The organism is Thioclava sp. GXIMD2076 (assembly GCF_037949795.1).
In the GTDB taxonomy this organism is placed as follows: Bacteria; Pseudomonadota; Alphaproteobacteria; order Rhodobacterales; family Rhodobacteraceae; genus Thioclava; species Thioclava kandeliae.
In genome coordinates this window covers 2,416,826-2,439,133 of record NZ_CP149932.1, presented here as the reverse complement: position 1 = coordinate 2,439,133, position 22,308 = coordinate 2,416,826, and the positions used below count along the sequence as shown (strand labels likewise).

31 protein-coding genes are annotated in these 22,308 nt (G+C 59.4%); 29 read left to right on the top strand and 2 right to left on the bottom strand.

The genetic code is table 11. From position 1 onward, the window contains the following. Nucleotides 1–6 precede the first annotated feature (6 nt). The 12 genes from WDB91_RS12020 (at nucleotide 7) to WDB91_RS11965 (ending at nucleotide 8,765) form a co-directional block, all read left to right on the top strand. Nucleotides 7–600, top strand: coding sequence for a hypothetical protein (locus tag WDB91_RS12020; RefSeq protein WP_339112795.1), 594 nt, complete (start codon nucleotides 7–9; stop codon nucleotides 598–600). Further along, the gene (locus WDB91_RS12015; protein ID WP_339112794.1) at nucleotides 597–1,271 is read left to right on the top strand and encodes a hypothetical protein; all 675 of its coding nucleotides are present in this window, start codon (nucleotides 597–599) and stop codon (nucleotides 1,269–1,271) included. Before WDB91_RS12020 ends, WDB91_RS12015 begins: the two co-directional genes overlap by 4 nt. 184 nt (nucleotides 1,272–1,455) lie before the next feature. After that, nucleotides 1,456–1,719, top strand: a complete 264-nt coding sequence (locus WDB91_RS12010) for an HNH endonuclease signature motif containing protein (RefSeq protein WP_339112793.1) — start codon at nucleotides 1,456–1,458, stop codon at nucleotides 1,717–1,719. Further along, on the top strand, nucleotides 1,719–1,940 hold the full coding sequence (locus WDB91_RS12005; RefSeq protein ID WP_339112792.1) for a hypothetical protein: 222 nt from the start codon (nucleotides 1,719–1,721) through the stop codon (nucleotides 1,938–1,940). The genes WDB91_RS12010 and WDB91_RS12005 overlap by 1 nt, the downstream gene beginning before the upstream one ends. A gap of 120 nt (nucleotides 1,941–2,060) precedes the next feature. Beyond that, complete coding sequence (locus WDB91_RS12000) at nucleotides 2,061–2,537, top strand: hypothetical protein (protein WP_339112791.1); 477 nt, start codon at nucleotides 2,061–2,063, stop codon at nucleotides 2,535–2,537. Next, nucleotides 2,524–4,233, top strand: a complete 1,710-nt coding sequence (locus tag WDB91_RS11995) for a terminase large subunit (RefSeq protein ID WP_339112790.1) — start codon at nucleotides 2,524–2,526, stop codon at nucleotides 4,231–4,233. Before WDB91_RS12000 ends, WDB91_RS11995 begins: the two co-directional genes overlap by 14 nt. After that, a complete protein-coding gene (locus tag WDB91_RS11990; protein ID WP_339112789.1) occupies nucleotides 4,230–5,456 on the top strand; it encodes a phage portal protein in 1,227 nt (408 codons plus the stop codon). Before WDB91_RS11995 ends, WDB91_RS11990 begins: the two co-directional genes overlap by 4 nt. Continuing rightward, a complete protein-coding gene (locus WDB91_RS11985) occupies nucleotides 5,453–6,289 on the top strand; it encodes a head maturation protease, ClpP-related (RefSeq protein ID WP_339112788.1) in 837 nt (278 codons plus the stop codon). Before WDB91_RS11990 ends, WDB91_RS11985 begins: the two co-directional genes overlap by 4 nt. A 26-nt stretch (nucleotides 6,290–6,315) precedes the next feature. Beyond that, nucleotides 6,316–7,608, top strand: a complete 1,293-nt coding sequence (locus tag WDB91_RS11980) for a phage major capsid protein (RefSeq protein WP_339112787.1) — start codon at nucleotides 6,316–6,318, stop codon at nucleotides 7,606–7,608. Nucleotides 7,609–7,660: 52 nt separating this feature from the next. Continuing rightward, on the top strand, nucleotides 7,661–8,158 hold the full coding sequence (locus WDB91_RS11975; protein WP_339112786.1) for a hypothetical protein: 498 nt from the start codon (nucleotides 7,661–7,663) through the stop codon (nucleotides 8,156–8,158). Then, nucleotides 8,155–8,430: a head-tail connector protein gene (locus tag WDB91_RS11970; RefSeq protein ID WP_339112785.1), complete on the top strand. Its 276-nt coding sequence runs from the start codon at nucleotides 8,155–8,157 to the stop codon at nucleotides 8,428–8,430. The genes WDB91_RS11975 and WDB91_RS11970 overlap by 4 nt, the downstream gene beginning before the upstream one ends. Further along, nucleotides 8,430–8,765: a head-tail adaptor protein gene (locus WDB91_RS11965; RefSeq protein WP_339112784.1), complete on the top strand. Its 336-nt coding sequence runs from the start codon at nucleotides 8,430–8,432 to the stop codon at nucleotides 8,763–8,765. The genes WDB91_RS11970 and WDB91_RS11965 overlap by 1 nt, the downstream gene beginning before the upstream one ends. Here WDB91_RS11965 and WDB91_RS11960 read toward each other — a convergent pair whose 3' ends face one another. Then, entirely contained in the window at nucleotides 8,766–9,020 is a 255-nt protein-coding gene (locus WDB91_RS11960) for a hypothetical protein (RefSeq protein ID WP_339112783.1), read from the bottom strand. It lies immediately after the preceding gene. A gap of 35 nt (nucleotides 9,021–9,055) precedes the next feature. On the opposite strand from WDB91_RS11960, the gene WDB91_RS11955 reads away from it, so the two are divergent. Genes WDB91_RS11955 through WDB91_RS11910 form a run of 10 tightly spaced genes read left to right on the top strand, consistent with a single transcriptional unit; the run spans nucleotide 9,056 to nucleotide 15,016 of the window. Further along, nucleotides 9,056–9,460 carry a DUF3168 domain-containing protein gene (locus tag WDB91_RS11955; RefSeq protein WP_339112782.1) on the top strand — a complete coding sequence of 135 codons (405 nt, stop codon included), beginning with the start codon at nucleotides 9,056–9,058 and terminating at the stop codon, nucleotides 9,458–9,460. Between the two features lie 18 nt (nucleotides 9,461–9,478). Continuing rightward, entirely contained in the window at nucleotides 9,479–9,913 is a 435-nt protein-coding gene (locus tag WDB91_RS11950) for an HK97-gp10 family putative phage morphogenesis protein (RefSeq protein ID WP_339112781.1), read from the top strand. After that, complete coding sequence (locus tag WDB91_RS11945; RefSeq protein ID WP_339112780.1) at nucleotides 9,906–10,091, top strand: hypothetical protein; 186 nt, start codon at nucleotides 9,906–9,908, stop codon at nucleotides 10,089–10,091. The genes WDB91_RS11950 and WDB91_RS11945 overlap by 8 nt, the downstream gene beginning before the upstream one ends. A gap of 2 nt (nucleotides 10,092–10,093) precedes the next feature. Then, a complete protein-coding gene (locus WDB91_RS11940; RefSeq protein WP_339112779.1) occupies nucleotides 10,094–10,546 on the top strand; it encodes a phage tail tube protein in 453 nt (150 codons plus the stop codon). Continuing rightward, nucleotides 10,546–10,896 (top strand): gene transfer agent family protein, encoded by a 351-nt coding sequence (locus WDB91_RS11935; RefSeq protein ID WP_339112778.1) that lies wholly within the window; start codon nucleotides 10,546–10,548, stop codon nucleotides 10,894–10,896. The genes WDB91_RS11940 and WDB91_RS11935 overlap by 1 nt, the downstream gene beginning before the upstream one ends. Nucleotides 10,897–10,943: 47 nt before the next feature. Continuing rightward, nucleotides 10,944–11,099: a hypothetical protein gene (locus WDB91_RS11930; RefSeq protein ID WP_339112777.1), complete on the top strand. Its 156-nt coding sequence runs from the start codon at nucleotides 10,944–10,946 to the stop codon at nucleotides 11,097–11,099. A 3-nt stretch (nucleotides 11,100–11,102) separates the two neighbouring features. Next, complete coding sequence (locus tag WDB91_RS11925; protein WP_339112776.1) at nucleotides 11,103–13,568, top strand: hypothetical protein; 2,466 nt, start codon at nucleotides 11,103–11,105, stop codon at nucleotides 13,566–13,568. Next, nucleotides 13,565–14,239, top strand: coding sequence for a hypothetical protein (locus WDB91_RS11920; protein WP_339112775.1), 675 nt, complete (start codon nucleotides 13,565–13,567; stop codon nucleotides 14,237–14,239). Before WDB91_RS11925 ends, WDB91_RS11920 begins: the two co-directional genes overlap by 4 nt. Continuing rightward, complete coding sequence (locus tag WDB91_RS11915) at nucleotides 14,236–14,805, top strand: hypothetical protein (RefSeq protein ID WP_339112774.1); 570 nt, start codon at nucleotides 14,236–14,238, stop codon at nucleotides 14,803–14,805. Before WDB91_RS11920 ends, WDB91_RS11915 begins: the two co-directional genes overlap by 4 nt. A 34-nt stretch (nucleotides 14,806–14,839) precedes the next feature. Continuing rightward, entirely contained in the window at nucleotides 14,840–15,016 is a 177-nt protein-coding gene (locus WDB91_RS11910) for a hypothetical protein (protein WP_339112773.1), read from the top strand. On the opposite strand, the gene WDB91_RS11905 is transcribed toward WDB91_RS11910, so the two are convergent. Then, on the bottom strand, nucleotides 15,013–15,165 hold the full coding sequence (locus WDB91_RS11905) for a hypothetical protein (protein WP_339112772.1): 153 nt from the start codon (nucleotides 15,163–15,165) through the stop codon (nucleotides 15,013–15,015). The two genes, WDB91_RS11910 and WDB91_RS11905, sit on opposite strands and share 4 nt — an antisense overlap. 109 nt (nucleotides 15,166–15,274) lie before the next feature. On the opposite strand from WDB91_RS11905, the gene WDB91_RS11900 reads away from it, so the two are divergent. The 7 genes from WDB91_RS11900 (at nucleotide 15,275) to WDB91_RS11870 (ending at nucleotide 21,932) form a co-directional block, all read left to right on the top strand. Then, nucleotides 15,275–15,673 carry a hypothetical protein gene (locus WDB91_RS11900; RefSeq protein WP_339112771.1) on the top strand — a complete coding sequence of 133 codons (399 nt, stop codon included), beginning with the start codon at nucleotides 15,275–15,277 and terminating at the stop codon, nucleotides 15,671–15,673. Beyond that, a complete protein-coding gene (locus tag WDB91_RS11895; RefSeq protein WP_339112770.1) occupies nucleotides 15,674–17,695 on the top strand; it encodes a hypothetical protein in 2,022 nt (673 codons plus the stop codon). 63 nt (nucleotides 17,696–17,758) lie between these two features. Then, on the top strand, nucleotides 17,759–19,378 hold the full coding sequence (locus WDB91_RS11890) for an SGNH/GDSL hydrolase family protein (protein ID WP_339112769.1): 1,620 nt from the start codon (nucleotides 17,759–17,761) through the stop codon (nucleotides 19,376–19,378). Nucleotide 19,379: 1 nt separating this feature from the next. After that, on the top strand, nucleotides 19,380–20,087 hold the full coding sequence (locus tag WDB91_RS11885; RefSeq protein WP_339112768.1) for a hypothetical protein: 708 nt from the start codon (nucleotides 19,380–19,382) through the stop codon (nucleotides 20,085–20,087). A 42-nt stretch (nucleotides 20,088–20,129) separates the two neighbouring features. After that, the gene (locus WDB91_RS11880) at nucleotides 20,130–20,819 is read left to right on the top strand and encodes a hypothetical protein (protein ID WP_339112767.1); all 690 of its coding nucleotides are present in this window, start codon (nucleotides 20,130–20,132) and stop codon (nucleotides 20,817–20,819) included. Nucleotides 20,820–20,859: 40 nt separating this feature from the next. Beyond that, on the top strand, nucleotides 20,860–21,576 hold the full coding sequence (locus WDB91_RS11875; protein ID WP_339112766.1) for a lysozyme: 717 nt from the start codon (nucleotides 20,860–20,862) through the stop codon (nucleotides 21,574–21,576). Then, on the top strand, nucleotides 21,558–21,932 hold the full coding sequence (locus WDB91_RS11870; RefSeq protein ID WP_339112765.1) for a hypothetical protein: 375 nt from the start codon (nucleotides 21,558–21,560) through the stop codon (nucleotides 21,930–21,932). Before WDB91_RS11875 ends, WDB91_RS11870 begins: the two co-directional genes overlap by 19 nt. Nucleotides 21,933–22,308: the final 376 nt, after the last annotated feature.

Below are 22,308 nucleotides of genomic sequence, written 5' to 3'. Positions count from 1 at the left end.
GACGACATGGACAGTGCAGTGGACCAGCAGCTTGAGAATAATCGCGCCCGTGTGCGGCGTATCCTGTTTGAGCCGGTGGGCTTTCGGTTCAAGCGGGGCATGGATACCGAGGCGCAGGCGAAGTACTTCGCAGAGCTGGCTGACTATATGGCTTACATGAGCGATGAGAGCCTGAAGGTGCTTCGGGATTTCATGATCCAGCTTGGACAAGGCCCGAAGCGCGATCAATGGCCGGAGCCGGTTACTATGCGCGTTTGGGCTGAGCGAGCCCATCCGCGCCCTCTTCATGAGCTGAGCTGCTTGGTATCGTGGTTCTCGTCGGTCGAAGGGCCTGCCGCCGTGCTGAGCGGGACGCTGGTCGAGACATGGGATTACCTCGAACAGCATAAGGTGCCGCCTGCTACGGATGGAGCGCGGCGCAGGGTGCGTGAGGAGGCGCGCGAGCACCACAGCCGATTGGAGCGGATTGAGGAGCGGATCGCACTGGATCTACCTGTCGCCCCGGATCAGGCGGCATGGGCACAGGCGTATCGCGACAAGCAGGCGCGGGTTGCTGCGCTTGTCGAAAGATTTCGGGCAAGCAAAGAGGCAGAGCAATGATGATGACGGATGTGCGGCGGGACCGGATCGTAGCGGCGGGGCCTCGGGTGATGAGTGTGCGCTCGGCGCTGGAATGGGCGTTCGGGCCGGAGAATGCGCGGATGGATTTCGATCATAGCGGGGCGCATGAGTTCGATCGCGTGGGCGTCTCGCCCGAATGGCGGATGATGCAACAGGCCAAGCTCGGTTGCCGGGTCGATGGCGGTGGCGCTGGCCCTGCGCCGCATGTGCATCCCGACGCGGCGATGATCGCGGCGGCGGTCGAGGCGCTGGAGTTGAACCCGATGTTCGGGCGCGAGATGGCGGTGCTGGTGGCCACGCATGCTCGGGCAGGGACTGCGCCTGATTGGCGGGGATCGGCGCGGCGGCATGTGGTGCCGGTGGGTTGGGACTTTGACAAAGAGGGCAGATCGATTGCGTTCGAGGTCAAAGGTGATGACTGGTCCTATCGCTCGGCTCGGTCGCGCAACCTGCGGAAGGTTGGCAGTCGATGCTGTCCGATCTCTTTCGTTGGTGGTGGCTTGGAGACGGCCAAGCGCCGTCGAGCCTATCTTGACTGGTGTGGTGCGCTTCTGGAGGTGGCTTCGCAGCTTCGCGTTCCCGGCTATCTCGACACCATCATCGTTACCAGTGCTCAGCCTGTGCTCTCTCCGTGGAAAAATAGTTATTGACTGCATCAGTCCGATTTGACAATCTGCCAGCACCACACGAGCGCCCGAAGGTTGAAAGACCTCGGGCGCTTTGTCTTTCCGAACATTGGTGACATGCATGGGCAGGCTCAAGGCTATGCCAAACAGGCTCGCCCCTGCGCCGAGTCGGCTCCGCCCTGCGACGACAGTCGCCAAGGCGGAACCGATGCGGCAGCGGGTCGAGCCCAGTTGGCGCAAATGGTACAAGACGCGGCGCTGGCAGAAGCTGCGGTGGTCGGTGCTGGTGCGAGATCTCTTCACCTGCCAGCGTTGCGGGAAGATTGAGGCGGACACGAGCCACTTGGTCGCTGACCATAAGCGGGCGCATCGCGGTGATGAAGCCCTCTTCTGGGAAGATGGCAACCTGCAATGCCTGTGCAAGCAATGTCACGATAGGGACAAGCAACGGGAAGAGAAGCGGGGCTGGTGATGGCCGATGCCTTCATGCTGTCGGTTGCGGCGGGCTTGCTGTTCGAGGATGGAAAGTCCGATGCCTTTGTCGATGAGGTGATGGCGGCGCATGGCTGGCCGATCACCGCTGATGATGCGCGGATCTGGGTGCGTGATCATGGTGATGCCTGCCGCTGTGCCGATTGCAGACCGGTGCGGGCAGTGCCTCGGGTCGATCCGGTGCAGTTGACCCTGATCTGAAGGTTTGCGGGCGCGATTGGGAGAAATGTGGCGCGAATGACACATGGGAGGGGGTGGGTCGGAAGTCTGGAGGGCCTTTGGCTGCAGACCCGCCACTCCCTCAGTTGGAGGTTTTTTTCTATGGCTGACGTTTTTGACCTGTTCGGGAACCCTGTAGAGGCCGCTTCTGGGAAGCTCGGTCGCCCACGCAAGACGGCAACATTGGAAGATCGTAATAAAGTCAAGATGTTACTGGCGGTCGGTTGGTCGAACGAGAGGATCTCTGGCGTCATGCATATGTCGTTGCCGACTTTCAGACGCCTTTTTTTTCAGGAGCTTAAGATCCGCTCTCTCGCTCGCGATATGTTCGATGCTCGCCGTTTGGAGGTGGCCATGAACTCGGCCCTGGCGGGGAACGTGGGTGCGATGCGCCAGGTCGATCGCTTGATGGAAAAGTTCGACCAGATGGAAGCCGAGCGATCATTTGCTGGAAAGCCGCGAGAGGAGGCCAAGCCCAAGGTTGGGAAGAAGATCCAAGACGAGGCATTGGCGCTGGATGCAGACGCGGCCCTCGCCGCCGAGCTAGAGCAGGAGACCAAGCAGAATGTCCGTCATTGAGCCTTTGCCCCGCTTCGCCTGCCCTGACTGGTGGGAGAAAATACAAGCGGGAGAGGTTCCGATTGCAGACGTGCCTGTCAACGAGAAGAAGGCAGCCAAGGTTCTGGCATTCTTCAATAGGCTTCGGTTGCCGGACATACCTGGCAACCCGCCGCTGTCAGAGGCATGCGGCGACTGGTTCAAGGCCATCCTTGTTGTGTTCTTTGCGAGTGAGGACCCGGAGACGCACCGCGAGATCGTTTGGGAGCTTCTGTGCCTTGTGCCAAAGAAGAACTCGAAATCCACCTATGTGGCGGCATTGGCTCTGACGGCGCTCTATATGGAGGAAGCCCCAAACCGGCAGATGTTGTTGGTTGGCCCCAGCCAGAATATCTCTGAGCGCCTGTTCTCGCAGGCACAATCAATGATCGATCTCGACGAGAAACTTCGGCAGATCTTTCAAGTGCAAGATCATCTTAAGACGATCACGCGCCGGAAAACTAAAACTGCGCTGGATGTGAAGACCTTCGATACATCGATCGTTACAGGTGAGATCCCTGTCCTGACGATCATTGATGAGCTTCACGAGCTGGGGAAAAAGGCCAAGGCTGCCAAAGTGATGCAGCAGATCAGGGGGGGTGGCATCACCAAGGTGCGTGGCAAGGTGCTCATGATCACCACCCAGTCTGATGAAATGCCGACTGGCGTCTGGAAATCTGAGCTTCAAAAAGCCCGTGCTATCCGTGACGGAAAAGGTGGAAGGTCTCCGATCCTTCTACCGGTGCTCTATGAGTTTCCCGAAGAACTCCAACGCGATGAGACCTACTGGCGCGATCAACGCAACTGGAGTTTGGTTCTGCCAAATATCGGCCTCTCGATCGACGAAGAAGCCCTCATCGATGATTACGAAAACAACGGGAAGGCAAATCCGGAAGCTGAGCAGATCTGGGCGAGTCAGCATCTCAATATCGAGATTGGCGTAGGACTTGGCGGGGATGCGTGGTCCGGAGCTCCCCATTGGGACGGTGCTTCTATTCCCGGCATGAACCTCGATGAGCTGCTCGCGCAGTGTGAGGTTTGCACGATAGGTGTGGACTGGGGCGGCGCCGATGACCTCGCGGCCTTGGCGGTGATCGGGCGGAGAACTCGTGACAAAGCGTGGCTGATCTGGGGCAAAGCATGGGCCAGAAAGACTGTGTTTGAACAGCGCCCGAAGATTGCAGATGCACTGCGAGGTTTCCAGGAGGACGGAGATCTTGCTGTCGTGGAGACACCAGAGCAGCAGGCGGCAGAAGCTGCTGAGATTTGCCTGAAGGTCAGCCTTGCAGGGAAACTTCCCGAACAGAGCGGCATCGGCCTAGACGTGGCAGGGGTTGCCCTGTTGCAGGATGCTCTGGAGGAGCTGGAGCTTGTCTATCCTGTGGTGCAATCTGTTGGGCAGGGCTGGAAGCTGCAGATGGCGATTTCGACAGTCGCGCTTAAGCTGGAGTCTCGGCGCATTCTGCACGCTGATCAGCCTATAATGGCGTGGGCAGTTGGTAACGCCAAACAGGTGCTAAAGGGCAGCACATATCTGGTCACAAAGCAGGCATCTGGCGCGGCTAAAATCGATCCTCTGATGGCTATATTCGACGCAGCAATGCTGATGTTTCTGAACCCTGTGGCATCCCAGAAGAACTTGGATGACTTTCTCTCTAACCCGGTGCTGGTGGTATGATCGGAATAATGAAGGCCGCGTGGCGCGGCGTGAAAGCCGAGCTTGCCGCAGGGCACTCCGGCTGGGAAAACCTGACCGATGCGCAGCCGCTATCAAGCTTCGGTCGGAAGTCAAAAGCGGGTGCAGTCGTGTCACCGGAAACGGCGATGTCGCTTTCGGCAGTCTGGGCTTGCGTATCGCGGACAGCGTCGGTGATCGGCTCTCTGCCGCTCGACATGTATCAACGGGGCGACGGGGCCACCCGAGTTTCCGTCGACCATGATCTGGCGGGAATGCTGTCGGAAAGCCCGAACCGAGAACAGACGGGGCTCGAGTTCTGGGAATCTATGGTGGCCCATACGCTGTTGCGTGGAAATGGCGTCGCCGAGCGTTTGCAGGTCGGCAACCGCCTCGTTGGTCTGCGACCATTGATCAACGCGGACCCGCGTCGCGATAGCGATGGCGATCTGGTCTATGATTACTGGGATCGGGGAAAGAAATATACCATGCCAGCCAGCAAGGTGTTCCATATCCGTGGTTTCGGGTCTGGGGATGGTCTGGGGCTGTCCGCTGTCCGATATGGCCTGCAATCCATGGGCGCGGCACTGGCAGCAGATGAAGCTGCGGCGACCTTCTTCGAAAATGGGATGATGCCGTCAGGGGTTCTGACTTCCGAGCAGGTCCTGACCGATGTTCAGCGAAAGCAGCTGACCGCGATGCTGATGCAATATGCAGGCTCGAAGAAGGTCGGAAAAATCATGGCTCTGGAAGCCGGGCTCAAATACGAGCAGCTTCAGATGAACCCTGAGGATGTCCAGCTCCTCGCCACTCGTCGGCACCAGATCGAGGATGTGTGTCGTTGGTTCGGCACTCCACCGATTGTCATCGGCCATAGCTCGGAAGGGCAGACGATGTGGGGCAGCGGGGTCGAGGCGATCATGCTGTCGTGGCAGACGATGGGGATCAACCCACTGCTGACGCGGATCGAACGGCGCATACAGAAAGACTTGGTCTTGCCGGGTCCCGGACGCCGGTTCTTCTTCGAGTTCAATCGCGAAGCCATGTTGCAGATGGACAGCAAATCCAAGGCGGATCTGCTGAACAAGATGGTGAGCGTGGGCATTCTGACGCGTGACGAAGCCCGTGCGAAACTGAACGAGCAGGCGCGAGGCGGCGCGGCTGATCAGCTGATGGCGCAGATGGCGATGGCGCCTATCGAGAACCTGAAAGGGAATGAAGGATGAGCAAGCGTAACCTGCCGATGGCGGATGTTTCGGTGCGTCCGGGGATGGCGACGCAGATCCCTGATCTGGCATTGAAGCGCTGGAACCCAGACGTTCGCGCCTCGGGTGAGAGCGATGCGACGATCTCCATTCTGGAACAGATTGGCGAGGATTACTGGGGCGAAGGGGTGACCTCTCGCCGTGTCGCGGCAGCTCTGCGTGCGATCGGCGAGCGGGACGTAACAGTGACGATCAACAGCCCAGGCGGAAACTATTTCGAGGGTCTGTCGATCTACAATATCCTGCGCGAGCATAAGGGGCATGTGACGGTGAAAATCGTGGGTATTGCTGCCTCGGCGGCGTCGGTTATCGCCATGGCCGGCGATACGATCAAGATCGCCCGCGCTGGCTTCCTGATGATCCATAACGCTGCAGTTCTGGACTTCGGAGATCAGCATGCCAAGCGCGAGGTGGCTGATTGGCTGGAGCCGTTTGATGCAACGGCTGCTGATATCTACCACGCCCGCACTGGCATTGAGGTTACCGAGGTTCGGGAGATGCTGAACCGCGAAACATGGATTGGTGGCAAGGATGCCGTTGATCAGGGTTTCGCGGATGATTTCCTCGACGCGGACGAGATCTCGGCCAGCGTGGTCGAGAATAGCGGGGGCGCGGCGTTGAAGGCCGAGCGCCGCCTGCGCCAGATCCTGCAAAAGCAGGGTGTTTCGAGATCCGAGGAGCGGCAGTTGCTCGCTTCTCTCAAGGGGGGCAAGTCCGGCGCTGCCTCGTCCGGCATGCAAGACGCTGCCGTTTCCCAAGCCCTGTCGGGCTTTCTTTCCACATTGAAGAGCTGAAAGGCCACAACATGAAGAACCTTCGCATGCCCCTCGCCGTTATCTCGGCGGGGATGAACGTCGTGCCCGCAGCCGTGATTGGTGGGGTGATGGGGGACGCGGGCGACGTATCGCGCCAACTCTCCGAGATCAAAATGGCTCTGGATAAGAGCACTGACGAGGTCAAGCAGACCGCCGAGAAGGCGATCAAGATGGCCGAACGCAATGGCACCCTGACCGATGAGTTGAAAAACGACTCGGACCGGATGCTCAAGAACTTCAACGAGCTGACCCAGAAGCAGACCGATCTGATCGGGAAGCTTGAACAGCTGGAAACGAAGAACCGTGACCTCGAACAGGATCTGTCTTCGCGCGGGGGGCGCGGCAACGGGGTTCCGCAGTCGTTTGGCCAGATGGTTGCCGGTCATGACGCGATCAAGCAGTTCGTGGCTGCTGGCGCATCGGGTCGCACCACGTTCCAGGTGAAGAATGCAATCACCACCGTGGGTGGCTCGGGCGGCGGGTTGATCTTCCCGACGCCGGAAACCAGCCCTGTGCGCATGCCGCGCCGGACCTTGTCGGTCGTGGATCTGATCACGCGCGGGCGTACGGATGCCAATCTGGTACCCTATACCAAGCAAACGACCCGCACCAATGGCGCGGCGCCGACTGCGGAGGGCACTGCTGCGCCGGAATCGTCCTACGGTTGGACCAAAGCGGAAGCGCCTGTGCGCAAAATCGCCCATGTCACCCATATCTCGGAAGAGGCGATGGCTGATGCGGCGATGCTCGAAACCGAGCTCGACAGCGAAATGCGCTACGGCCTCGATCTCGCCTTGGAAAACCAGATCGTCGCGGGCGATGGTACCGGCGAGAACCTGAATGGTATGCGCACCCAAGCGACAGCTTTCTCTAGCCCGGCCGGCATCACGATTGAGGCGCAAACGCGGATCGATGTTCTGCGTCTTGGTCTGTTGCAACTGACGCTTGCCGACTATGCGGCGGACGGCCTGCTTCTGCATGATCTCGATTGGACGGCCATTGAGACGATCAAAGACACAGCTGGCCGCTATGTCTTCGGTAATCCGGCGACAGGCACCCTCCCGCGCCTGTGGTCGCTCGATGTGTCGACCACGCGCGCGCAGTCTGCGGGCGAATGGATGGCTGGCAACTTCATGATGGCCGCGACCTATTATGATCGTTCCGATGTCGAGATCCTGATTTCGTCCGAGCACGATCAGAACTTCGTCGAGGGGATGCTGACCATGAAGGGTACCCGTCGCGGCACTCTGGCGGTCAAGCGCCCCGGTGCATTGGTCAAAGGCACCTTCGGGGTCTGATCGAACAAGCCTCCGGCGGTTTTCGCCGGAGGCAGTTTGCAGGAGTGAGAACATGAAAATCATCGCAGTATCGGAAACCACGATGACCCGCGTCGGTATGATGCGCCCTGGTATTCCGTATCGCCTCGATCCCAGTATCCAATCCCAGCAGATCGCGCTCACCGCTCTTCTTGCCAAAGGCGGTGTCGGGAAAGAGATCTCTGAGGAAGACGCCTTAGCGTTGCGCCAAGCTTATGTCGCGCCGAGCGAGGACATGAGCGCTCCGATCTTCGAGGGGCCGACCGAAGAGGAGATCGCAGAAGCTGCTCGCGCAGATGCGGAAGCACAGGCGAAGGCCGAACAAAAGGCAGCGGCGGTGGAAGAGGCCGCTCGTCTCGAAGCGGAGGCCAAAGCTAAAGCCGATCAAGAGGCGGCTGAAGAGCAAGCCCGTCTTGAGGCCGAAGCGGAGGCCGCGCGTATTGCGGCCGAGGAAAAAGCGGCTGAAGACGCTGCAAAGGCCGAAGAAGAAGCGCAGGCGTCAGCCGCAGCGAAGAAGGCTTCGAAGAAATGAGCGTTGACCTGGCGGATGTGAAAAGCTTCTGCCAGATCGATTTCACCGATCGGGATGTCGAGATACAGGGGCATTTGTCTGCCGCCCTGACGTTCGTCGCGGACTATCTTCGACGAGATATGGATGCAGACTATCCAGATGGCTGGCCGGACCCGTGCAAGCAATCGGTACGGCTTCTGGTCTGGCAATGGCTGTTTGGTAAGGCAGAGGCTGATGTCGGCATGCCTCCCACGGTGAAATCGCTTCTGGCGCAATATCGGGATTTGAGTTGATGCTTTCTCAAAAACTGCCGCACCGCGTCACGTTCGGCGAAATGGTCGAGACCAAGGGCGCTGGCGGGGTTGTCTCGCGCGATTTCGTCAAGCGGCATGAGTGTGCGGCCAAGATGATCTACGCGCGGGGTAACGAGACGGTTGAAGCCGCGCGGCTGGAGGGTCGCGCAATCTACAAGGTCAAAGTCATCTCGTGCATGGCCGCGCGCTCGGTCACTTCCGATTGGCGGATGCGAGATGCGCGGTCAGGCGAAGAGTATGCCATCACCGGAGTTGATGCGATCACCGACCCTGAATGGGTCTATGTCGTTGTCGAGCAGGGGAATGAGACCTGATCAGCTGCGGTAAATAGGCTCTTTCTTCGGAGCTGCTTCACGCTGAATGTCGCGCATTTCCCAGAGTGTGCCTCGGATTTCGCTCAGAAGGATCAAGGCTCGATCCATCGCCAAGAAAACGGCGCCGGTGACTACGAGCGATACTGCGCTGGCTACGCCGAAATACGGTGAGTTCATGTCGCTGGTGAATGCAGAAAGTAGGCACAGGGCCGCCAGGACAAAGCTGATCCAAGCAAGTGCAGCAAGAAACTTCATGAGAATCTCTTTCTCTAACTATGTGAGCAAAGACTATGAGTGCAGCAGTAGCCTTGCAAGACGCGATCTATGCCGCGCTCGTGGCTGATCCGGGGCTTTCTGCCCAAGTGGCTGGTCGTGTCTATGACAATGCGCCTTCGAGCGTGGAATATCCCCACATCACGTTTGGCCCCTCGCAAGAGATCTCCGATGATGTCGAGTGCATTGCGGGGGAGCTGCACGCCATCCAGATTGATGTGTGGACGCAGGAACGTGGCTCGAAACGTGGCAATAAGTTTCTGTGCGGGCTCGTCAAGGCAGCGCTGCGCGAGGCAGAGCTGATGCTGGACGAACCCTATGCAATGAGCTCTTTGCGCGTCGCCGACGTGCAGTACATGGGCGACCCTAGAACAGATGTGGCTCATGGTGTGATCAGCATCGAGGCGCGAACCGAGGGATAGGCCGAAGGAGTCTTTGACGTGGCTCAGCTTTCGCCCCGTATCACTGCTAAACTCAAGCGCATTCCGGCTGTTGCTGTCGACGCGGCCCGCGAGGCGATGGAAGAGGGCGCGGATATTATCGTCGCCGAGATGCGTAAGCTTGCACCGAAAGGTGCAACAGGCCGGTTGGCCCTGTCGATCGGCTGGACGTGGGGCGATCTACCTGCGGGCACATTCATGATCGATGAGGTCCGTAGCGGCGGCAACAAAGGTGATCAGTATGCCACGCTAAGGCTCAGGTTCTATGCCGGATCTCGGGAGGCCTTTTACGCTAGATTTCAGGAATTCGGAACGCGGGACATGCCCGCCCAGCCCTTTTTCTATCCTGCATGGCGGGCCAAGCGCGCGGAGTTCAGGCGCCTGATAAGAAAGAGGGTCAGAGACGCCATCAAGAAGGAATTTTCCCGTGGCTAAAGCAAAATTCCACCGCCTGTTCAATGCGACGGACGCCAAGCGCGGCGTGTCGTTGCGCATCCATCCCCATGACGATTTTCGGCCCTATCCGGCATGGGTCATCAAGCTGGCCGAAACAAGCGGGGCGGCGACCAAGTATGTCGCCCCGAAGAAACCCGCTGACACATCAGGAGAATGACAATGGCAGCCCCTCAACTTTTGCATCGTGGCGATATGATCGTCATGGTGGATTGGGATAATACCGAAACCTTTACCAATTTCTGTGGCGCTACGGCAATCAGCCTCAATATCGAAAACGCGATGTCCGAGACTGCTGTGGGTGATTGCGACGACTGGAAGCTGCCGGTGCAGACCGTTGTCGAATACGGTGCGCAGACCTCGACCATGACCATCAATGCCCAGCTGGCGCGTTCGAACCTGAGCAAGCTATTGTCATGGGCCAAGGACCAGCTTGAACTGCCGGTCCGCGTGCATATCGTCGATGCGGCTTCCGGAACGGTCGAGTATATCGATGGGGTCGGCCTGTTGACGTCTCAGGGCATCGAGGGGATCGGCAATACCGAGGGCACTGCGCTGACGCAGACGATTAACGTCCGCTTCAAGCACGGCATCGAATTCACGAACGCCGCATAATGCAGCCGGTTGTCATTCCATGGCCGGGCGGAGAGCATGCTTTCCGCCTTGGCATCAGCGAGCTGGAAACGATCCAGCAGAAAACAGATTGCGGGCCTGAGCATCTTCTCTTGGCCCTCAATGCGGGGACGTGGAACATCACACAGCTCGTGCATGTGATCCGCTGCGGGCTGATCGGCGGTGGCATGGCCCATGTCGAGGCGCTGAAGCTGACACGAAACGCCTTTGATCTTCATCCCATCATCTCGTTCAAGGTGCCCTGTCAGGAAATCCTGTCGGTCGCATTGTTCGGCCCTCCGGATGATCCTGCGGGGGAGGATTTGCCGGTGGAGCCGACACCGGACAGCTGAAAAACGGCAAGCTTAGGTTCAGCATCTATTACGGCCTCGGTGCCGCAATGGGGTTCACGCCCGCACAGGTAGGCGCAATGAGCCTCTGGGAGTTCATGGCCTGTATGGACGGCTTTGGCCGCGCCAACGGCTGGACGATGAGCCCGGGCGGAAAGGCAATGAGCGTGGATCGCATGCGCGAGCTTGGTATCGAGGGATTTTAACCAATGGCACAAGAGCCGGATCTTATCATTTCTGCGGGGTTTTCCGACGCTCAGCTCGTCAAGGAAGCTGACCGGATCGTTGCGATGTATCGCAAGAAAGGCCAAGACGCGCAAAAAGCGTTTCAGGATGCTCAGGGCAAAGTGACTGATACGGCGGCCGCCCGGGCGCATGCGCGCGAACTTGACCGCCTGTCGAAAGCCTATGACCCGGTTTATCGTGCGGCATCCACCTACGAGAAGGAGCTGCGTCGTCTGGATCGTGCCCTTGATGTCGGTGCGATCAGTCAGGATCGATACACGGCCGAGGTTCAAGAATCCGCAGCGGAGATGCAGCGCGTGGTTGCCGCGGCCAAACAGACCGCCACTGCTACCACTGGTCTGTCGCAGTCCCTTCGTAGCACGTCCATGGCAAGCAATACCCTTAACGATGGCACGAAAAAATTCGGTGGCGGAATGCGCAATCTGCGCGGGCAAGTGCAGAACACAGCGTTTCAGTTTCAGGATTTTGTTGTGCAGGTGCAGGGTGGCACTTCAGCGGTGACGGCGGCTGCACAGCAAATGCCGCAGCTTTTGGGTGGCTTCGGGGCGCTTGGCGCTGTGCTCGGACTAGTCGCGGCAATTGCTATTCCCGTAGGGGCTGCATTATTTCGCCTAGGGCGCGATAGCGAGGATGCCGCGAAGAAGTCCGAAGCATTCGATAAAGCCCTCGGAGAAGTTCGTAGCAGCATGTCCGAATTCGCCGATGCAATCGACACCCGCGCTGTTGGCTCGGTAGATGATATGATTGATCGGTTTGGCCGCGCCGATGAGGCTATTAAGAACCTCATGGACCGTATGCGTGACGCCGCAAGAGAAAATGCCTTTGAAGGTTTCGGTGTTTCCGTCGATGAGGCGCTTAAGACCCTTGACGGGGCAGAAGACAGGATCGCCCAGATTTTCAGCCGCCTGACCTCTCTGCGGGACGAACAAGGCAATGCGCAATCTAGGCTGGATAGCCTTGAGCCAAGCGCGTTCACGTCGGGACGAAATGCCTCTCAAGAGAGAGTTTCGCGGCGAGAAATTCTGGACGCTCAGCGTGAGTTTGAGCGTCTGAACGAAGAAGTCGCCAAGTTCGGCATCAGCCCGACGCAAATCGAGGGTTTCAATGCTGCTTGGCGCGCGCTCGACGGTATGCTTGACGAAGGTAACTTCACAGGAGCGGCTGATCAGCTGGAGATTATCCAAAGCACGTTGCGGGCTACGGGAAACAAAGAGCTCGTCGATGTGGCGAATATGCTCGATCAGGTCACCGAACAGCTGCGAGAAGGGGCCGCCGAGGCGGGCGAAGTTGCACGCAAGGCCGAGGATATAAGCTTTGCCGCGCAGGGCATCAGCTTTGATGGGGCTGTGCAGGGCGCGCAGACGCTTGCCGATGTCCTGGCGGAGGCGTCGCGCAACATGGCGTCGCTGGAAAGCAGCCAAGCACAGCAGTTGGCCCGCGCTCGTATTCGCCGGCAGTATGTTGGCGATAAGGTGGGCGAGGCTGGGGCGCTTGCAGGGCTCGAAATGGATGAGATCATACCGGATGGAGCAACGCTTACTGATCAGCAACAGGCGGACTTCGACCGTCGGAGGGCGAAATACGTTTCAGATGCGGAGGATGAGGCGAGGCTAGATTTGGAGAGAGCGGAAGCGGAACGTGCAGCAGCTGAGGCTGCCCGCAAGTCTAAGTCTGGAATGAAGTCCGCTGAAGGCGAGGCGTCAAAGAAGCAAAAAGCGTTGTCGGGTGTCTTTGATGGCGAGCAGCTCACCGCTTTGCAGCGTCAGATCGAGCTGATCGGCAAGTCCTCAACCGAGACTGCTCGGCTGCGGGCGACTTGGGCGGCGATGGACGAGCTCAAGAAAGCTGGCATTCCGCTCAACGATGATCTGAATGCAAAGATCGCCAAGCAGGCGGATGAGGTGGCGCGACTGACGGGCCAGCTCGAGCAGGGTGAGATTTCGCAGCAGAACTTTGATGCGGCAATCGACGGTGTTGCTGGTTCCTTAGCGGGCTTGATTACAAGTGGAGAAAGTGTTCGCGACAGTCTGGCCAACATCTTCAGGTCTATTGCGAACGATATTCTGCAAAGCGGAATTAAGCAGGCGCTTTCCAGTGTCATGGATAGCAGTGGAGGCGGTGGTGTGTTCGGGAAAATCCTTACAACCGTCTTCGGCGGGTTCCGCGCCTCTGGTGGTCCGGTGTCGTCCAACAAGGCTTACGTCGTCGGTGAGAAGGGGCCGGAGATGATTGTTCCGCGATCAGCGGGGACGGTAATTCCCAATCATGCGCTGCGCTCGGGCGGTAGCAGCTCCAGTATGTCAATGACGGTGGATCTTCGCGGAACCACTGGGGATGCGGCTCTTGACGCCAAGATGCGGAAGATGGGCCAGCAGGTGCTTCAACAGGTCCCTGCCTATATGAAGAACCATGACGCAAGGACAGGATGATGCGAGCAACTTGGCCGGAACTGGCAAGATGGCAGGACGTAAGCTATCCGCTGACCGGCCTGTCTCTCGATCCGCAGCAAAGCATCAATGGCGCAGAAACAGTGGTGCCAACGATGCGCGGGAAGTGGACGATGACGGCGCAGGTCGTTATCGCGGGTGAAGCGGCACAATTGGAATGGCAGACGTTTGTTGCGCAGATGGAAGGGCGCATCGGCACTGTTTTGGTGCCGATGCGCTCCCGTTTCCGTCCTATGGACCGGAATGGCAAGTTCACGCCATTCCGGCACACAGCGCAGTTCGCTCGTTCTCAGACATTCGAGCATTGGGGGTTCGAGGCCACGGCAATATCACGGGCAACCGTGGCGGCTGACGCCGCGCTTCGGTCAACGCGTCTGAGTATAGCCATCACCGACACAACCGGCGTGAGACCGGGGCAGATCATCAGCATCGGCGAACGTGCCCACCGCGTTCAAGCGGCATGGTCTGAGGCCGAAGGGACGCAAAACCTGATGATCCAGCCGCCCTTGCGTGAGGCAGTGGCGGCTGGTGCAGATGTCGAGCTATCGCGCCCCGTTTGCCGCATGCGCTTCGCATCGGAGGGCGAGGGTGTGATTGATGAAAACATGGCGCGCGTCCAGTCGGTGTCAGTCAATTTCGTGGAGGCCGTATGAGCCGCGCAGATCTTCTTGCTATCCCTGACGCGGATCTGCGCGAGGGGCGGGTCCAGCATGCGCTTCTGGTGCACATGGACTTCCTCGACGCGCCGCGCCGCTGGTGGACTGGCTGGGGCGATATGGAGCATGACGGGTATGTCTGGCAGGGGACGGGCGATCTGATCAGCATCGCAGGGCTGGAAAGCAACTACTCGCTCAACGCCAATCAGGTGACGTTCTCGATGACCGCCACGCCAGAGATGGTGACCAACGCGCTTGAGGCTCGGGCACGGGTGCGCGGGCGGGATGTGACGGTCTCGCTCGGCTTGTTTGCCGAAGGTGCGCCGTCTCCTATGGCCTCCTTCGCGCTGTTTGCGGGGACCATGGAGCGCATGCCCTGGGCGCTGGAAGGCACGACAAACTGGACCCTCACGCTGGAATGCGAGGGCCTGTTCGCGCGCCGTAACGCGCCGCCACGCGGGCGCTGGACAGATGCCGACCAGAAGGCACGGCACTCGGGCGATAAAGGCTTCGAGCGCCTGCCGCTCTATGCCAATGGCTATGAGACCAAGTGGCGCGGGTGATGCCTGCGTTGGAAATCAACAGGAGAATGGAACTATGAGCTTGATTGGCGCCCTGATTGCTATTCTGTTTTGCGCGGTGCTCGCCTTGTTTGCGATCACCGCTTTTTTGTATCGCAAAGTGAAACGGCTTCGCTCCGCGCTCGATCTGAGTTTTGCGGATATCAGCGAGCTGTCGTGCAGGTTGGATATTCCCCCAGATCGGCGGTATTAATCGTAACGTCGCATCACTTCATCGCGTAGCCTCATAAAACCGCCCGCGTCCATCACGGCTTTGGCGCGAATCTGCGCGACTAGTGCTTTCAGCTGCGCAATCTCAGCTTCCATCGCGGCTAGCCGCGCTTCTGTATCTTTGTTTTCCATGTGGCGTTTCCTTCTCGGGCCATGTGGATGTTGCGCCGCTTCCCCTGCATGGGTAGCGGCGCAGGCAGGATCATCATTATTTTCCATCTTGTCGAGTCAGGTCGCTCCCATGTCGTTACAGGTGAAACGCGCTGATGCCCGCGATGTGCCGCGTATCGTGGATATGATCGAGGCTCTGCGCGAGGCGGTCTCGGGGCCGGTCGCGGTCGATCGTAGCTGGACGATCCGCACTGTCTCTGGGCTGATCCGAGATCCTGCCGGATGTGTCTTCGTCACCGATGGAGGGTTTGTCGCGGGCCTGATGCAGCCCACGGTGATCAGCCCTGCGCCGATCGCGAAAGAGGTCGGCTGGTGGGCCGGTGACGGCAGCGGGTTGCGGCTCCTGCGAGCCTTCGAGGCTTGGGCGCTCGAGCAGGGCGCCCAGACTATCCAACTTTCTACGGCTCCCGAGGGGCCGGATCTCTCACGGCTCGGCTACAGGCGGGCTGAATTGGCATGGGTTCGATAAATGGCAATCTTCTCGATTATCGCGGCCACCTCTTGGGGGGCGGCTTATGCGGCCACGACCGTGGGTGCGGCAGTGATTGCCGTGGGGCAGGCGGTCACATGGTCTCTAGCGTCGTCTCTCCTGATGCGGTCGAATACCTCGCGACAGACCGTGCAGGCCACGATCCAGCAGACCGATCAGCCGCGAGTGCGCGCCTATGGTCGCAACCTGTTGGGCGGCGTGAAAGCCTTTTACGAGTCGCATGATGATAGGCTCTATCAGATCGTTGTGGCGCATCATGGACCTATTGATGCCGCGGTGAATGTCTGGTGGGACGGCACTCCGAACTCTCTGGCTGCCGCCGAGGATAACCACCTATATCTGCGCCGCTACCAGATTTTCGAGTGGCGCGACGGGGCCAGCGCGGGTGGGGATTATGCGGATGTCTTGAGCAACTTCTCTGCTCTCTGGACAGCCGATCATGCCTTGGAAGGGCAGGCCACTTTCCTCACCGTGTTTGGTGATCCCTCGGATGAGAACTTCCCGAAGGTATTTCCGAAGGGCGCCCAGACCGTCGTGCAGATGGAGGTGCGCGCCAGTCAAGTCGAGGATCTGACCGGCGCGATGGTCTATTCGGAAAACCCCGGACTGATCCTGCGGGACTTCTTCACGCATGCGGATGGTTGGGCACTACCTGCGTCCAGATTGGATGATGATAGCTTCGGGACATTCTCGGCAATCTGTGCCTTCTCCATGGCGCTTGCCAATGGGGGCGAAGAGCCTCGCTATTCGCTCTGCGGCTATTACACGCTGGAAGAACCGTTGAAGAATGTGGCTGCGCGTTTTCTCGCGGTCTGCGATGGGCAGCCGTATATGACGCCTGAGGGCAAGCTCGGCATTTGCGGCGGGGTCTGGTCCGAGCCGGATGTGACGATCACGGCTGAGGATATCCTCGCCATCCAGATGCAAGACGGCATCGATCCCATGACGGCCTATAACGTGTTGCAGGGATCGTTTGTCAGCCCGGCACATGCCTATCAGAGCATCGACGTTGCCGAGCTGCGCGATGAGAATGCGCTCGTTACGGAAGAGCAGCGGACGGACCGGCTCGATCTCGAAGCTTGCCCTTCTGGCACTCAGCTTCAGCGCCTCATGAGCATCAAGATGGCGCAGGACCGGTGCGACTGGAAGGGAACGATCACGACAAACCTTGTCGGGCTCAAGGCGCGGTTTCCGAAAGGGGATGGGGCGCATACGATCCGCATCTATGCGCCGGATCTCGGGATTGATCGCACGTTTAAGGTCACGTCGCATTCGTTTGATCTCGTGAGTGCAACCTGCTCCATCGGTGTGGAAACGCTCGATGCCAGTGCCTATGCGTGGGATCCTGCCACGGATGAGCGGGCGCTGCCGCTGACCTATGCCGCCATCGGCACTCCGAGCCATACGCAGCCTGCGCCACAAAACCCGGTGCTCACGCAAACGCGCGTGCAGGTGAGTGGTGATACGCAAGCTGTGAAGCTCAATGTCTCGGTGGATGAGCCGGGCAAGGACAGCCTCACGTTCCAAGCGCAGATCGCTGTCGGCTACTGGGAGGATCCGGAGGCCGACACCACTTGGGTAGACATGAGCGCGGGGCTTGTCAGCGCGATCTCCGGTGTTCTTGAGGACGGGCAGACCTATACGGTCCGCATGCGCTGGAAAGGCCGAAGCGACTGGGTCATTGCCGGATCGACGCAGGTCAGCGCAAATCCGGATGAGCCTGATCCGCCGGCCGAGTTCTCGGCGCTCGCGACGGGGAGTGCGGTCGCGCTTGATTGGCGCAATGCATCCGAGGACTTCTACCGGACGCAGATCTGGCGTGGCGCTTCGAGCGATTTCGCCGCAGCTGTGTTCGTTGCGAATGTCGCGGGGGTGGCCGGTCAGGTCAGCGACTTCACTGACGAGCCGGGCGTGGGGACGTGGTCCTATTTCGCCGTCACGATCAACGGCTCTGCCGTCCCGTCAGATCCGGCGGGGCCGCAAACTATCACCATCAGCTAAACCTGACAGGTCATGACCTGCCTCGGCCTCGCCTCGTGCGGGGCCTTTTTATTTGGAGGCCCTATGGCAATTCTTGACGATATAAACGCGTCGTTGCGCGACTTTAATCGCTATACAGGCGACGGACTGCCGAACGAGCCTGTGGGCGCACCACTGCCGGTGGGGGATGTAACAAGCGGTCGCTATCAGATCCAGCTGGCACCGTTCCGCAATGCGCTTATCGCCATTCTGCAAACGATGGGCGATGAGGACGCACTGCAGGATATTCTTGCACAGGTCACTGCCGCCAAGGACCGTGCCAATCACACCGGCACGCAGGCGCCTGAGACCGTGGTGGGTCTGCCGGAGGCGATTGCAGGTCTCGCTGATGAAGTCGCAGAACGTAAGAGCATGATCGTCCAACGCGATGGCTCTCTGGTGATTAAGGACCAATACGGCAACGTCATTATGCGCCTCAATGAGCTGCTGCTGTCACTGATGGGAGGCACCACTCTCGCCAACTTCCTATCATCTGAATTGGTGGTAACCGACTCCGACGGCTTTGTGATTTTCCGCGCCGATCCTGACGTTATCTCGCATATGGGGGTCCCACTCGGTGCGGTGGATGCGTCTGATATCCTTGCAGCACAATACTCTGCGCAGAATTATCGGACGTGGGGCGATCAGCCCCTGAAAAAAATCCGCCATGCCCTCGCTTCGGTCATGCAAAAACTGGGTAATGCTCGGGTCGCTTGTGTTGGGGACAGCAATACGATGGGGTGGCAATCGGGCGGCGTGACTATTCACCGTCGGGCTCTCTCCTATCCCGCCGCTCTGAGCCGCTTCCTCGCCGAATACGCAGGAACCGATCTCAACACGTTCGGGCGGGCGCTCACCGGAACGGCAGGGTATGAGGATTATGACCCTCGCGTGACCTTGAACGGCTGGCTGGCAAGCGGTGCTACCAGTGTTGGCGGTGAGATGTGGGATGGCTCGACGCAGACCGCTCCGTTTGAGTATCTACCGGAGAGTGCATGGGACACCGTGGACGTGTGGGTTGGGCTGTCTTCGGCTGGCGAGATGACAATCGGGGTCGATGGCGATGAAACGACTTACACTCCCGCAGTCGGTGAGGTCGTCAAGATCACATATTCGGCTCCGTCGCTCGCGGTGCAGGCGCTGAAGCTGGGCTACACCAGCGGCGCCAGCGCTGTCATCGGCTGGTCGTGCTATGACAGTAGCACCCCTGGCGTGGAGGTGTTGAATATGGGTCGCTCCGGCTGGCGCTCTGACCAGTACGCGGACGCGGCTTCATTCTACAGCCCGCTCAATGCGCTGGCGGCAGTAGCGCCTGACCTGACGCTGGTGCAGCTTGGGCTGAATGATTTTAATCAGAACCGCGATCCTGAACTGTTCCGGGCCGACATGCAGACCATTATCGACACTGCTTCGCAATACAGCGATTTGGTGCTGATTGTGCCCATGCATCCGAGCTACGCGCGCACCTATTCGTGGTCCTCCTATGTGGCGGTGATCGAGGAGCTCGCGGAACAAAATTCAGTTCCCGTTGTCAATATCACAGGCAGGTTCGGGACATGGTCCGAGGCGGACGCCGCTGGCTTTATGGCGGACGGCTTGCACCCTAACGCTTACGGCTACGGCGACACTGCCGCACTTGTTTCTCAACTTTTGAAAGGGGCATGATATGCCGTCCATAATCATCTCCGGGGCTAATGCATCCAAAAGCCTCGATTTCGATCTTCCTTTCGACGATATCGCATATCTCAATTTCTTTGAGGATTCCGATCTGATTGAACGGAACCTCGGGACGGGCGCAGCAGCAGTTACCAGCGGCACGGCTACGGTCGGTAGCGGGTATGTTAGTCTGACAGGCAGCGAAGGTTTTTTGCAAACTGACGCCGTCGAAACGGAGGAAATGACCATAATCTCGGTCAGCCGCGCAGTCAGCATTGGGACCGGTGCGGCTCGCCCTTTGTATATCAGCAACTATGCGTCTTCGACGCTGGGGAACGGCGGGACTTCCATCTACGCAAACGGCACTGCTGTGGTTACTGGCGCGACTTATCTCAACAATGCTGGCGCGACCGCAAATGTGTCGAGCAGCCTCGCTGCCACTCCGCAGAATTGGTCGATGAAAGCACTTCGCGTTGACGCAGAAAGTCTCTTGATGGAGGACTTTACCACCGGCCTTTCCGGATCTCAGGCAATTACATATGCGCGAGACCTCAATGCTAACCCGTATCGCATCGGTTGGGGGTATGCGACATCCTTCGACGGAAACAGCGACCATGCGTCCGCCTGTATCGTAAATCGTCGGATTGCCGACGATGAGTTAAACGAGATTGCGGCTCTCATGCGCAGGCGCGCCGCCCTATTCGGGATCACCGTTTAACCCGCCCCCGAGGCGGGATTTTTTATGAGCATGAGGCGAGATATGAAGGAAACGACACGGGCCAGCTGGTCCGCATTCGCGCGCAATATGGCCGCAACAATCGCCTCTGCGGGCGTCATTTGGGGAGCGGCTGTCTGGCTGCTGCGTCCCCATGTGGAGGATTGGTTGTCATCATTCATCACGGCAGAGATTGGGGTGACGGCGGCAGACATGCGCGACGTACGGTCGTCAATCAGACAGCAGCAGGCAACAATCGCGACTATCAGCGATACGCAGGCGCAGGTGGCCGATACCGTTAACAAGGTTGTGGAGCGCATAGCCTCGTTGGAAAAGGCGAAGGCGCTCGACAGCACTCCTCCGATCCGGTTCGCGACAACTGGCAACAGCGTCACTGCAACCAAAATCGGCGGTCTTGCTTTTCAGGAGTGGCATATGCGCAAAGTGCGCGATTGCGGAACGCCCAGATCCCGCGCCTATTTCCGAAACGGCGGCGGACGCGTCCACATTTTCTCGCATAAATCGAACGGCGACGATGACGGCTGGACCGTTCCTCTGCCGCTCGAAGATGGCTGGCAGACTTCGAGGTTCTCGGCCCGCATCCCGGATAATGACGGGGTGGAGCCAACAGGCGACGGGCTGGCCATGGCGTTCCTGATAGTCGATTGGCCAGAGAAGTGCCCGAACGTGCCACCTCTCAAGTCCCCCGAAGTTCCGTTCCGGATTTTGCAATAACGCCCCGCCATCGAGCGGGGCTTTTTCATGGAGAAATAGAATGTTCAGACTCTTGCCTGACTGGCGCGAGGTGCTGCTACGCGCCTGGTCGATCCGCCTGATCCTGCTGACGGCGGTGCTCTCCGGCCTTGAGGTCGTGGTCTCGCTCCTCAATGCCGACATTCTCGGCATGCCGCCCGGGGCGTTTGCCGCGCTGGCGGGACTCATCTCGATCGCCGCCACCATCGCGCGGCTGGTCCAGCAGTCCGGCATCTGGTCCGAGGATCTCGGCCGAGACGAGAGCGGGGGACTGCGCAAGCGCCATGCGGCGGGCGTGGCCGGTATGGCGGCCGCCATCGCGCTCGCCATCACCATGATCTCGCCTTGGGAGGGAAAAGAGCTGCGGGCATATCGCGATATCGTGGGCATCCCGACGATCTGCTTTGGCGAGACCAAAGGCGTGAAGATGGGCGACGTAGCGACGGATGCCGAGTGCCGGACGCAGCTTGTCAAGCGGGTCGCGCAGTTCGAGGCCGAGATCCGGCCTTGTCTGCCCGCAGAGCTTCCACCGAAGACGCGGGCCGCCTTTATCAGCGCAGCCTATAACATCGGGTCTTATGGCTTCTGCCGATCGAGCATGTCGCGCCGCGCCTTGGCCGGCGATCTGCGCGGGGCCTGCGATGCGCTTCTCATGTGGAACAAGGCCGGCGGCCGCGTGGTGCGTGGCCTGACGAACCGGCGCAAGGCGGAGCGTGAGCTATGTCTGTCCGGTCTGTAATCGCGGGCGCCGTCCTCCTGCTGATGATGACGGCGAGCTTCGGGGCAGGGTGGATGACGCAGGGATGGCGGCTCGGTGCGCAGCTCGCGGCCAAGCAGGCGGCATGGGACGCGGAGAAAGCGGCAGCCCTGCTGGCAGAGCGTCAGCGCACCGCTGAAGCAATCCAGAAGGTCAATGCCGCCAACGCGGCGCTGGCAGAGGCAGAACGTGCCCTGACCATTGCGCAGGGTGAACGCGACACAGCCCAGAGGAGGCTTATCGATGAAATTGAAGCTGACCTTGATCTTGGCGGCCCCGGCATTCCTGCTGGTCGCCTGCAGTCAATCCGCGACCACTGGTCTAGTGGTGGCCAATGAAACGCCGCGTCCACAGGTCATCCTGCCCGCTGCCGCCCGCCTTCCGTGCGCGTCTCCGGCGTCCCTGCTAGCGACAGGCGGGACGGTGGCTGATGACGCGGTGAGCATCACGCGCCTTGGAGATGAGCTGATCGCCTGTGATGGGCGGCGGCGCGTGGCTGTGGAAGCGTTTGATCGCAGCTCATAACGATGGGAAGTCGATTGGCTCCCCATTTAGCGTATGGCGGGTCTCGGTGCGGTTTCGGTGCGGTTATTGACCATGTGAACCCTGTCGAACCCTGAACAAAACAGGGTGAAAACCAAGAACGCGCCGCGAACAAAGCCGCACGCGCTGCCCTCCGAAGGCAGAGGCCAGAGGTTCGAATCCTCTTGGGTG